Origin of the sequence: Lentilactobacillus kefiri (assembly GCF_007989105.1) — a bacterium.
GTDB lineage: Bacteria > Bacillota > Bacilli > Lactobacillales > Lactobacillaceae > Lentilactobacillus > Lentilactobacillus kefiri.
Genome location: NZ_BJVK01000048.1, coordinates 1 through 12699 on the forward strand (window position 1 = coordinate 1; position 12699 = coordinate 12699).

Annotated in this window: 10 protein-coding genes and 2 other annotated features; of the genes, 2 read left to right on the forward strand and 8 right to left on the reverse strand. The window is 43.1% G+C overall.

Annotation, left to right across the window (positions count from 1 at the left end; all coding sequences use genetic code 11):
- Positions 1 to 70 precede the first annotated feature (70 nt).
- Entirely contained in the window at positions 71 to 1981 is a 1911-nt protein-coding gene (locus LKE01_RS10690) for a DUF5776 domain-containing protein (RefSeq protein WP_056982644.1), read from the reverse strand.
- A gap of 305 nt (positions 1982 to 2286) precedes the next feature.
- Positions 2287 to 2691, reverse strand: a complete 405-nt coding sequence (locus LKE01_RS10695; protein WP_054769771.1) for a flavodoxin family protein — start codon at positions 2689 to 2691, stop codon at positions 2287 to 2289.
- 194 nt (positions 2692 to 2885) lie between these two features.
- On the opposite strand from LKE01_RS10695, the gene spxB reads away from it, so the two are divergent.
- Positions 2886 to 4646, forward strand: a complete 1761-nt coding sequence (spxB, locus tag LKE01_RS10700; protein WP_056982642.1) for a pyruvate oxidase — start codon at positions 2886 to 2888, stop codon at positions 4644 to 4646.
- 94 nt (positions 4647 to 4740) lie between these two features.
- Entirely contained in the window at positions 4741 to 5577 is an 837-nt protein-coding gene (locus LKE01_RS10705; RefSeq protein WP_056982641.1) for an FAD synthetase family protein, read from the forward strand.
- Here the strand turns inward: LKE01_RS10705 and LKE01_RS10710 are convergent.
- From LKE01_RS10710 to LKE01_RS10735, 6 genes are all read right to left on the reverse strand, one after another.
- Positions 5570 to 6553, reverse strand: a complete 984-nt coding sequence (locus tag LKE01_RS10710) for a choloylglycine hydrolase family protein (RefSeq protein WP_056982639.1) — start codon at positions 6551 to 6553, stop codon at positions 5570 to 5572. The two genes, LKE01_RS10705 and LKE01_RS10710, sit on opposite strands and share 8 nt — an antisense overlap.
- A 23-nt stretch (positions 6554 to 6576) precedes the next feature.
- Positions 6577 to 7923, reverse strand: a complete 1347-nt coding sequence (gene guaD, locus LKE01_RS10715) for a guanine deaminase (RefSeq protein WP_082619756.1) — start codon at positions 7921 to 7923, stop codon at positions 6577 to 6579.
- A gap of 109 nt (positions 7924 to 8032) precedes the next feature.
- Entirely contained in the window at positions 8033 to 8893 is an 861-nt protein-coding gene (locus LKE01_RS10720) for a MetQ/NlpA family ABC transporter substrate-binding protein (RefSeq protein ID WP_054769773.1), read from the reverse strand.
- A gap of 33 nt (positions 8894 to 8926) precedes the next feature.
- Positions 8927 to 9601, reverse strand: coding sequence for a methionine ABC transporter permease (locus tag LKE01_RS10725; protein WP_056982637.1), 675 nt, complete (start codon positions 9599 to 9601; stop codon positions 8927 to 8929).
- Positions 9579 to 10673, reverse strand: coding sequence for a methionine ABC transporter ATP-binding protein (locus LKE01_RS10730; RefSeq protein ID WP_056982635.1), 1095 nt, complete (start codon positions 10671 to 10673; stop codon positions 9579 to 9581). The genes LKE01_RS10725 and LKE01_RS10730 overlap by 23 nt, the downstream gene beginning before the upstream one ends.
- A gap of 49 nt (positions 10674 to 10722) precedes the next feature.
- Positions 10723 to 10965: a binding site (T-box leader), on the reverse strand.
- Between the two features lie 6 nt (positions 10966 to 10971).
- Positions 10972 to 12090 carry a 5-methyltetrahydropteroyltriglutamate--homocysteine S-methyltransferase gene (locus LKE01_RS10735; protein ID WP_056982633.1) on the reverse strand — a complete coding sequence of 373 codons (1119 nt, stop codon included), beginning with the start codon at positions 12088 to 12090 and terminating at the stop codon, positions 10972 to 10974.
- A 57-nt stretch (positions 12091 to 12147) separates the two neighbouring features.
- Positions 12148 to 12394 (reverse strand) — a binding site (T-box leader).
- Between the last annotated feature and the right edge of the window lie 305 nt (positions 12395 to 12699).

Genomic DNA, 12699 nt, shown 5'->3' on the forward strand with positions numbered 1-12699 from the left:
CGCATGTTTTTCTACAAACCATTTACATTGCTTCAATTTTGATTTGGCTTAAATAGTTTCCAGACAGACCCTAATAAACTTTAACGTATTTATTGTTGGCAGTTATATAACCACCGGCAACTTGATAACGCATCGTTCCGTGTTTCTTTGCAGAATATCGGTCGGAGTATGTCCAAGATTTTACCTTGAGCACTGTCCCTTTCTTGATTAGTTTCGTTCGTTTGCCGAAGTTAACGTTGTTGTAACGGTAAATCGTTTTCTTCACTTTAATCTTCTGGGGTTGTTTGGTCTTGCCGTTCGTCACCAACTTACGGTTTCCGGTAATGTAGTGGCCGTTGGCTAATTGATAACGGGTGGTTAAATTGTGACGGATGATCTTCGTCACCTTCAAAGTCGTTCCTTGTTTCACGTTCTTAACCTTCCCAGTGAGATTCTTGTTGGTGTATTCATAGACACCAGTTGGATTGATGACGGTTATCTGTTGATGGTTACTTTGATAGTAAACTGGTCGAACGGAGCTCCATGAAGCAGTTATATAGCCCTTCTTACCAGCCGTCTTTGAATGGTGGTTAACATCTTTCACGTAGTAACGCAGTCGGCCTTGATTGTCTTTGGCATAATTCAGGACGACAAACATTGGTCGGTTAATCCGTGGTTTCTTGGTATATGAAGCAATTCGCTGAGATTGTTTGAAATTCGCGTTCTTATATAGATAAACTTTCTTCAGTGAATAAACCGCGCCACCCTGAACTTGGGCGTAATTTGGCAGCTGGGTGCCATCCGGCATGGTTGGATGAGTTGGAAATTCCGGGGTACTTGGGGTTACGTCTGGTTTCACATCAAGAGTCGATGGACCCGGCTTGGGAGTTGGCGGAGTGACTTTATTACTTTTGTATTTGAAAGTAATCGTTGTGTCAGCGCTCAGCTTACCAGTCAAAGTCTTTTCACTGGTTAACGTATAGCCGGAAATTTCTGGTGCAGTTTCGGAATAATTTTCGTTGAGCGGAATCATCTTTTCCTGTTCCTTTTGGTTAGCAATCGGCTTGCCATTTTCATCCAGATATTGAATTGTTAATTTGTTGGCGAACTTTTCATAAACATAAGTGGTCGTCGATCCAGGATCGAGGTTGGACAAGACGGTTCCATAATAAGTTAGGAGTTCGAGTGGATAAATGTGTTGGTAGGTAATGTCACCAATTGGAACATCAGCTCGTAAACCTGCAAAGAGTTTGTCGGCTGAAAAAACATAGGTCCCAGCATTATTCGGCTTTCTCATAGCTAAGGCAGTGAACTTATAGTTACCAATTGTCAGAGGAAAATCCGGATCATATTTTGGCACATCCGCATTGTTATATATTTGTGGTTTCTTTAATTCATTCCCATTAACATCGGTGTAAAAACGTTTGGTTTTATCAGGCTCCTTATTCTGTGCATCCGCCGTCAAAGTAATTTTATTAGGTTTGGTCGACTGGTGATCTTCATAAACAACGTAAATATTCACAACAGAAGTGCCGGCAAGCCTTTTTGGCCAGTTAGTATAAACGAGCTTAAAATTCATCTCGTGATCGTCTTGGTCTCTAAAGTACATTTTGCCGCTCTCGGTTTTCTGATCAGAGTAATACGCCCGGAAAGTGTACCGGCCATTATCAAAGGACATTTTGAGATATTCCGATGCATCAATAGATGAATCAAATAATTTCTCAGTAGACTGCATCGTAATTGTTTTGTTGTTAAATGGGACATCAATTGGATCACCGTAAAGGTCAACGCCGTGCAAAACATACTTCACTTCTTTTACGTCGGTGACATCGTCAGCAGCGACTTTGGCTGGCTGCAATAGTGAAAAATGGTTGTTGCTTTGTTGACCTGCGTGATTCACCAGATTAATTCCTAAAACAATTAGGAAAGTCATCAAAGTAAGAGTAAAACCTTTTAAAATTTGAGCAAAATAAGCACTGTGATATTTAGTTTGCTTTGCCATAATAATCGGCCTCCTATAGGGGTTGCGGTTACAACAGTTTTAAGTGTTTATATCTTTGATTACGTCTTAATTATACTGGGTCTAAAAAAACTTGTCATTTGATTTGAATAGCGTCATAAAGCCTCATTAGTAAATTATGAGTAGCCCCTGTTCATAAAAAGGCGATAAACGACTCATTCGTTTGTCAGACCAACAACCCTCTCATTCATTTACTAATCAGTTCTTAAGGATTTCTTAAACAATAAAGGACGACTCCCACTGCGGGAATCGTCCTTTATTGTTTTATAGGAAAGAGCCAAGTCAAACTATTCAGTTTCAGTCTCCTTGGCAAACTCATCAATTTCTTCTTTTTGATGACCATTAATGTTTCCCAGCTTAGGCATCAAGCCATGGAGGAACAAGTGGTCCTTTTCTACTTTGATCCCTTTTTTATCGAAAATCTTGGTTAATTGCTTCTCAACAGTAAACAGACTGCCGGAAGTGCCGAATAAGAATACTTCCTTTACCATCTTTGGATCCAGGTTCCTGGCAAAGTCCTTCAAATGTTCGTCAACATTCAAATTATAAATGCCACCGCCAAGATACAGCCGGTCGACAGGCTGACTAATTGGCGTCTCAATTGACTTAGCTTCAAGTTTCAATTGTTTGCCCAACAAGTTGGCAAGCTTTTCGGTATTCCCTGTTCGTGTATAGTATCTAATTGCATCCATAATTGCCATCTCCTAAAATCCAGTATAGTTCTGTATGCGCTTACTTTCAAATAAGAACGCCAATCTTGCGGGTTTAATAAATCATTATGAAATGACCATCAATTTATTATTAAAGCGTTTACATTTTGTAAGTATGGCACTACACTAAAGTTAGTAACAAGAAAAGATATAAACTTTTAGGGGGTTATTTATTTATGGTTGAAAAAATTAGTGGTTCAGATGCTGTTCTTAAAGTTTTGGAACAATGGGGTGTTAAGAACATCTACGGCCTGCCAGGTGGCTCATTTGACTCGACCATGAATGCGATTCACAATCAAACCGATAAAATTAACTACGTTCAAGTTCGTCACGAGGAAGCTGGTGCGATTGCTGCGGCAGCTACCGCAAAGTTCACCGGTAAAGTTGGTGTCTGCTTCGGTTCAGCCGGCCCAGGTGCCGTTCATCTGCTCAACGGACTTTATGACGCCAAGAGCGATGGCGTTCCAGTCGTTGCGTTAGTTGCTCAAGTTCCAACCGGAAACATGAACATGGACTTCTTCCAGGCAATGGATGAAGAACCAATTTTTGATGATGTTGCTGTCTGGAACCGAACTGCCATGACCGCAGACGCATTGCCACGGATGACCGATGAAGCCATTCGTCAAGCCTACATGAAGCATGGCGTTGCCGTTTTGACAATTCCAAAGGATCTCGGATGGGCACAAATTGATGATACTTATGAACCAAACGTCAAGTCTCATCAAACACCTGTCTATCCAAGTCCTCGTTCTGAAGACGTTCAAGAAGCAGTCAAGCTGATTAAAGAAGCTAAATCACCAATGATTTACTTCGGAATCGGTGCTAAAGATGCCGCTGAAGAATTGAAGGAAGCCTCAGAGAAATTCAAGATGCCATTGGTATCATCATTCCTTGCAAAGGGCATTATTCCTGATGACTACCCTGCTTATCTCGGCTCAACCGGTCGGGTTGCACCAAAGCCTGGTTCGGAAATCGGCTTCAGCACAGACTTGATCTTATGGGTTGGCACCAACGTTCCATTCAGTGTCTTCCTGTTTAATAAGCATGCCAAAGTTATTCAAATTGATATTGAAAGCGAAAAGCTCGGCAAACGTCGTCACAACGATGTTTCAATGTTGGCAGATTCAAAGGCTGCCTTAAAAGCTATCTTGGCAGCTGGCGAAGACCGTCAACCATCTGATTTCTATGAAGCCGCAATTGCCGACAAGAAGAACTGGGACGACTGGCAGGACAGCTTCAAAGATTCCGATGAAAAGCCTGTTCGTCCAGAACCAATCTTTGACGTTTTGAACAAGACCGCTTCTGACAAAGCTGTCTATGCGGTTGATGTCGGAAATGTTGATATTAACTTCGAACGTTTAATCAACATGCACGACGATCAAAAGTGGGCAACCTCAGGTATTTACGCAACGATGGGCTTTGCTTTACCAGCTTCAATCGCCGCAAAGCTCGAGTACCCTGATCGTGATGTTTACAGCTTGAGTGGTGACGGTGCCTTTGCAATGTTGATGGAAGAAGTCATGACTCAGGTTAAGTACAACTTGCACGTTGTTAACATCATCTTCACCAACGAAACGCTTGGCTTTATTGAAGCCGAACAAACCGATGATACACATCAGCCATTGTCAGGTGTTGAATTGCCTGACACCAACTGGACTGAAGTCACCCAAGGCATGGGCGCTGTTGCTTACACTGTCCACACCAAGGAAGACATGCAAAAAGCCATGGAAGCCGCTAAGAAGACTGACAAGCCGGTTGTCATCGACGTCAAATTAACTAAAAAGATGCCATTGACGACTCAACACATGTTCATTGATACTTCATGGCAGGATAAAGACAAAGTTGCCGAATTCGTCAAGAAGTATGATGCTCAAGACTTGAAGCCTTTGAGTTACTTCTTAAAAGAAGCTAAGGAAAAGAAACTGCAAACGAACTAACGTGATGTAGCAGATGGTAAAAACATCAAAGGCTGGGAACATAAACGTTTCCAGCCTTTGACTTACATAGTTTTGATGACCAGAGGTGCAGGCAATGAAGGTTATTTATTTAAATCAAGATTCAAAAACACGTCAGCCGGCCGTTTCAACTAAACCAATTGTCTTGGCATTGGGCTTCTTTGACGGTGTTCATAAAGGTCATCAAAAAGTAATTGGAACCGCCCGTAAGATTGCTCAACGGCATGGATACAATCTGGCTGTCATGACCTTTAACCGCCACGCATCCCGAGTTTTTAATCACGGGAAAACTGCTCATTTCCGCTATCTAACCACTCTGAAGCAAAAGATTGAACTGGTTCAATCCAATCACGCCGACATTTTATACGTTATTGATTTCACCAAACAATTTGCCGCGCTCTCTCCTAAAGCCTTCGTTAAGCAGTACGTTATCGGCCTCAATGCGAAAATTGTGGTTGCCGGCTTTGATTACACATTTGGCAAAGGTGGCAACACGACAATTGACTCACTGGCACAAATCAGCGGTGGCAAAGTTCAAACGGTCACCGTTCATGAACTTGCAAGTGATCAGCAAAAGATCAGTTCGACCAGAATCAGACATTTGGTAAGCCTGGGAAAAATTGCCGAAGCAAATCAGTTGTTGGGGCATCCCTACGAAACAACCGGCAAGCTGATCCACGCGCAAAGTAATGGCCTATCAATCGTTAATCCTTCAAGTCGCCTGCAGCAGTTGCCGCAAACCGGCCAATACAGCTGTGAAGTCCGAATTGCCGATCAAAAAGCTGCCGTGCCTGTAAAAGTTGTGCATACAGACAGCGGCAGTCAAGATAGTGTTATTTATATTAATCGTCACCGATTCAACAAGCTGCCACATATCAATTCTTTGCCTGTTAAAATCAGGTGGCTTAGTTGAAAGATTTGAATTGTTGCTTTTCTTGAATTGGAAATTCCGTTGGCTGGTCTTTATTCATCAAGTCTTCGGTTAAGGCAACCCGATAAATCGTCTGGTCATCATACGGCTGCATATAGTAAATTGAATTTTGAGTATCCATATAACCACGGTACTGAGTGTAATCCTCGGTACCGTCTTTTTTGATCTTGACACCCTTGGGGATTTCAACCGAATTCAAAATATGACTCATCTGGGTAACAGTCTGGTCAGTGGAAACCTGATCCGTATACTCACGCATAAAAACAGTTCTGATAAATCGGGAAACCGACGTGTAATCCCCTGGCAATCCTAATGCCCCACTCCCCGGTCCAAATGAATTGACCTGAAAGCCATCGTAGTCACGAGCCGGATGCGGTGTCGGTTTCAACTGTGTATAATTGCTTAAATTCTTCAAGTGCCAGCCAAAATCTGGGCTGTTGGTCATGACTCCCACCGGGTTCTTGATGTAATGAACCCCATCTGCGACAACTTCCAGCACGTAACAGGCACCGGATCTATCGGTGATAATCCAATGAAGCGGAACGCTGATCCCCATCAATTTAACCGGCGCGGCAACAATGTTGAGCTTGGTCAGCTGATTGCCTAAATCATCACAGCTGGCCGCATTTCCAAGGATCCAATTCAAGACTTCGTGAGGAGCAACATTGGTTTTACCCTCTTCTGCCTGCTTGGCAAACTGGGCTTCTCCACTAAAGTATAGGGCAGCGGCACTAAGGCCCTTTTCATTGACTCCATCAACCAGGATATAGTTATCCAAATTCCGACCGGTTCCGACAAAACTATAGGTCGTGTGATAATTGCTGCCTTTAACATCACTTGAGAATGTCTGATCTCTTGGGATCACAACTGGCCGGCCTTTAAGTTCAAAGCCAAAATCCATGGTCCGAGCCAAAAAGTTGTCCCCTGTTTCAGATAGAAAAGTTACACTTGTGCACATTTCAATCACTCCATATCAATTTATTATTTGGCAAATCTACCCTGGACAAAGACCTGTTTGACATCATCTTTTGAAGCATTATAGATAATTTTTTCAAAAATCTGATCCATGGTTTCTTCATTAAATGAAGGCATGGGTGCTTGAACCACCTGTAAATCAGCCAAGTAACCGGGTTTGATTTGGCCGGTCCTTAGATGAAGACTCTCTGCTCCACCAACCGTTGCGAGATAAAAGCCGTTCTTTGCAGAAATTGGGTCGTTGGCTGTTCCGCGTTGGGCAGGATCAAGCTCAGAGTTAACGCCATCGTGCAGCATTCGTGACGACATGACTGCCTGACGGATATTTTGATAAAGACTTGGCGAGTAACCGCCGGAAATGTCGGTGCCCAGGCCAACTTTGACTTTCTGCTTCAACAGCTTGCTGACAGGAAGCACAGCGTTACCGAAGTAGACGTTGGAAATCGGACAATGAGCGATCGCCACGCCACGATCCTTAAATCTGTTTAAATCGGTCTGATTCAACAAAGTCCCATGAGCCATTACTGATTTGTCGGTCAGCAAGCCAAATTCATCAAGGACCTCGGCATCCCGCTTATGGTAGTGCTCCAATGCGTATCCATTTTCCCAATCACTTTCACTGCAATGTGACTGGACTGGTAAATCATACTTCCAAGCCAGCTCGCCCAACCCTTTCAAAGATTCAGGCGTGCAGCTTGGTACAAACCGTGGCGTGATCACTGGTGTCTGCTTGAGAGATGTTGTTTTGTTTAATTCGATCATTTGTTTGATGAAGGTTTCGGTATCTTCCACTGCTTGGCTGGCAGATGCATCCCGGTAATATTCCGGCGTTTGATCAGGATTGTCCATGGCAACTTTGCCAACAAACCCACGTTGATTGTGCCTGATGCAGGCTTTGGCCAATTCCAGGTTTGCCGGATTATGCGTAGTCCCAAAGTACAGCACGGTGGTTGTCCCATTGGCAAGCAGCTGCTTAACCAGGTCATCATAAACCGGTTTGGCAAAATCGACATCCTGATATTTTGACTCAAGTGGAAATGTGTACGTGTCCAGCCATTCATTTAACGGCCGATCCAAGGCCACCCCGGCATTTGGCCATTGAGGCGCATGAACGTGCAGGTCGATGAACCCGGGCAGCAAATATTCATCGGGCCTCAACGTCAGCAATTGATCAGTCTGCTTCGCATGTTGTCTAACTGATTCAAAATCATCATCAGATTCATCAACAATTCGTTCAATATATCCTTCGCCATCAATACATGTCAGCTGATGTTTTCGACACTGAATCGATGATGGATCGGTAGATGTGATTGTGGGTCCTTCAATTACTTTAACGGTTGCGATAATGATCACTCCAAGTTTTAAATTTACTTAACTCGAATATATCATTGAACCGCTGAGTTGGACAGGTTAAATGTGAAGGGCATGGAAAAAGGCCACAGGGTTGTCTGTGGCCTTTTCTTTACTTCAGATATGACAATGGCTTCTGGACCTCAACCTTAGTGCCATCGTATTGATCCTTAATGTACTTTTGAATGGCAGGATTGTGATAAAGCTTAACCAGTTTTTTGTAATTCTTATTGTCTTTATTCTTTTTGGCAGTGGCCAACACATTGATGTTGCTTCTGGTGCTGACATTAATCTTTTCATGATAAATCGAATCTTTCAACACATTTAGATGTCCCTCCAGGGCAACGGTGTTGGAAATCAAAACAGCATCCAGATTATGCAGAATACGGGGACCGGTGGTGTCATCAATCTCTTTAAATTTCAAGTGCTTTGGATTTGAGACAATGTCGCTGGTATTACCCAAAGCTGGAAAGTTTTTCTTCAGCTTAATCAAGCCGGCACTCTGAAGCAACAACAGTCCCCGAGCAGTGTTGGCGGGGTTGTTGGCAAGGGCAATTGTGGCACCATTTGGAATTTGGCTGATCTTTTTGTACTTGTCAGAGTAAATTCCGAGAGGCTCCAAATAGGTTGTCCCTAACGCTACCAACTGGTTCTTTTTATGTTCCTGGTTGAACGCCTGAAGATATGAATATGATTGGAACGCGTTGACATCAACACTGCCCTGAGCAGTGGCATTATTCAGCTGAACGCCATCAGTGATCTGCTTGACTTTAATCTTCAAGCCTAATTTCTTAGCCTGCTTACTATCGGCAATGTGATTCCAAATGTCGTAGTCAGACCCTTGTGAGCCAACCGTAATGGTGGCATTTTTTGAGCTGGCACTGTTTCCGGTCAAGGTATGGATACCGAATACAATTCCGATAATAACGACAAGCCCGATAAGTGTATAGATAATTCCTTTGCTGTTTTTCATTTGTGTTCTCCTTTATTAGTTGTGATTGGATTTTTATAAGTGAACGGTTTTCTTGGCCAGCCAGTCACCGACGAACTGGACGAAAAAGACCATCAATAAAATCACGATCATGGCGGCAATTGTCACGTCATTTTCATAACGGGCATAGCCGATACTGATGGCAATATCCCCAAGACCGCCGGAACCAATTGCACCGGCCATTGTGGTAAGACCAATCAAGCTGATCACGGTTACGATGGAAGCCCGAATAAGATCCGGTAAACCTTCTCTTAAGTAAATGCGAAAAATAATTTCAAAATTGCCTGAGCCCATCGAACGAGCAGCTTCAATCACCTGGGGATCAATTTCCAGCAAGGCGTTTTGAACCTGTCGGGCATAGAATGGAAAAATGCCAACGACCAACGGTACCGATGCCGCAGTGGTTCCAACGGTTGTGTGAACAATAAAATTCGTAATTGGAAACATGACCGCCAACAAAATGATAAATGGAATTGATCGCAACAAATTGACGATTTTATCGGTTAATCCATAAACGTATGAATCTTCAGCGATACCACCCTTTTGCGTAATCACGAGAACAATTCCCACGACCAGGCCCAAGACACCTGCAATAACTGAGGACCACAAAGTCATGTAAATGGTGTCCCAGATTGCCTGAACAAATTGCGGCCAAATATGAGCAACATTAGGAAATACTTGCGTTAACATCTTTATCTGATTCCTCCTTCTTACCTGGTAACAGCTGGACTCTGACGCCGTGACGATTCAAAAAGTTAATGCCGTCGGCCAACTGCTTGGATTTGCCTGAAATGATAATGATCAAATAGCCAATCGATGTGTCGCCGATCCGCTCAATATTCGCAAATAAGATATTTGCTTTGAGATGATAGAGCTCGGTTAAATCAGAAATGAGCGATTCTTTAGTGGCTTTCCCACGGAATTTGAGATATAGGATTCTTTCGTCGGCTGATAATTTCTGCAGGCTTGGATCTGATTTAATCTGCTCCAAAGCCCCGGTAACATTGGCAGATGAATCGACAAAATTCTGGGTCAGCTTTTGCTGCGGATTTGAGAAGACTTCCGCTACATTTCCGCGCTCAATAATCTTGCCGTCATCCATTACCGCAACATGATGACAGATTGATTTAATAACCTGCATTTCATGAGTAATCAGGACAATTGTCAGCCCCAACGTTTTGTTTAAATGTTGGAGCAGGTTCAAAATATCATCAGTCGTCTTTGGGTCAAGGGCACTCGTTGCCTCATCACTGACCAGGATGTCAGGATCATTGGCAAGTGAACGGGCAATGGCCACCCGCTGCTTTTGGCCACCGGAAAGTTGTTCCGGATAGGAATGTTCAAATTCCCGCAGACCAACTACGTCTAACAGATGTTTGGCCTTCGCCTGTCGCTTAGCCTTGCTGATGTGTTGACTTAACAGTGGATACTCAACGTTGTTAAGGACTGTTCTTGAATTTAATAAATTAAAATGTTGGAAGATCATGCCAATTTTTTTACGAGCTGATCTTAATTGCGGATTGGAAAGTTTCTGCAGGTCTTGGCCACCGACAATGACTTTGCCATCCGTCGGTTTTTGTAAGAGATTAATTGTTCGAACCAGGGTACTTTTCCCAGCTCCGGAATATCCGATAATCCCGTAAATATCGCCACGGTTAATTTGCAGGCTCACATTGTCAACGGCATGAAGGGGCTTGCCACTCGATTCAAACGTCACACTCACGTCTTGAAGATTTACGATTGTTTGATCAAAATTCGCCATGTTTTCTCTCCTTTTTCGAAATCATATAAAAAAGCGCTCCTGTATTAAATACAGAAGCGCTTAATCGCGGTACCATTCTGAGTTCATCTCATTAGTTGCCTAAAGAAATCTCGTCTACCATCTCAAATTGAAATGGCAAGTCCCATAACGAGGACTACCCGTCTGCCATTTTCACTTTCGATCATGGCAGCCAATCATCGGCCATTTTCGTTTTCCAGCAAAGATCGACTTTCATCAAATGTCGACTCTCTAAGCAGTGCTGCAAAACTACTTTCCGACTCATTTTGTTTCATACTTCTTACTTAATGTCCCAAACACTCTTGGCAGTTTTAATGACCAAAGCTAATTTATTCCATTGGTCTTCTTCAGTCAGATGGTTCCCCTCTTCGGTTGAAGCAAAGCCGCATTGAGGTGAAATACACAAGTTGTCCAATGGGACGTACTGGCTGGCGTCCTTAATTCGGGATTGGAGAAAATCTTCTGATTCCAAATCCGGCTTCTTGGTTGTTACAATGCCGATGACAATTCGTTGGTTGCGGCCGTTGTCAGCAATCTTTTTCAGTGGTTCAAATCCGCCTGAGCGCTCATCGTCGTATTCCAGGAAATAGCCATCAATGTGCAGTTGTGCCAAATAGTCAGCAACCGGATCATAGGCGCCGGCACCGGCCCAAGTGGAATCATAGTTCCCCTTGCAGACGTGCATGGTGATGGTTAAACCATCGGGCTTGTTATCAACAATGGCATTGATCGCCTTAACAGCAGCTTCGGCCAATGGTTTGAGTTCCGGCTTCAATGTCTGATTAGAAAAGCTGGCCCACATCCCCCAAGAAGTGTCGTCCAATTGAAGGTAGCGACAACCAAGGTCATAAAAGTGTTGAACAGTCTTTTGATAAGCTTCAATTTCATCATTCAGGAAAGTGTCAAAGTCGCCTTTGTAGTATTCGTCGTAGACTTCTGCGTCTTTGTTTGGAAAGAATACTGATGGGCTGGGGATTGTTTGCTTGGCAGTGACTCCATCCGGCACAATGCTGTTGAGATATTTGAATCCGTCAAAGAATGGATGGTTGGGATTGTAGCCAATCTTGCCGGTAAATTTCACACTGCCGGCACGGGTTTCTTCACCATGGAAAATAAATCCGTGTTCCGGAACAAAGTATTTTACGCCTTCAAGACCTGCGAAGAAATCCAAATGCCACCAGCTGCGCCGGAACTCGCCATCGGTCACGTCCTTTAAACCAAGATCAACCTGCTTTTTAACAATCCGACTGATTTCTTCATTTTCAACTTGTCGTAAATCATCCACGCTGATTTTTTTGGCTTCATAATCTGCACGGGCTTGTTTCAATCTGCTTGGTCGTAATAAACTGCCTACCTCATCATATCGATATGGAAATTTAATTTTTGTTGCAACTGCCATTCCAATCACTCCTCTTAATTTTTCGTATAAAAAAAGTCCTCATACAGGATTTACCTGTACAAGGACGAAATTGTCGTGTTACCACCTTAGTTTTCACACAGTTCACACTGCATGACTCAAAGAGTGCTCAAGCGGGATGCTCGAATACTCCAACGCGATAAGGTGCGTTCGCCATGCCAACTTACTGAAGCTCGTCGACATTCTGCTCAAAGACCATATTCACCGACTCCCAGCAGTTCACTATCACCAAACGTGAACTCTCTAAGTGCTGTTTGTCGCCTACTCATCTTTTCACTGCTTTTGTTTATCAATTTAATATTAGATTTTAGGCTCTTTTATGAGAATGTCAAGTGAGGATTTTTAATTTATGGTATTCAACCACCTTCAGGATGCCGTGATAACTAATCCACTCGAATTCAGAACGAGAGAAAATTTACACTTATGACATCACAATGGAAGGCAGAATACTTAACGTGTGCTTTTAAAGGTATAAAACAGCAAACAAAAAATATGTAATCGTTTTCGGCTCATGGTATTATATAATTGTTCACTGAATCATTAGCGATTTATTAAAAATGTTTTTGGGGGAGAAGAAAGATGATTATGAGT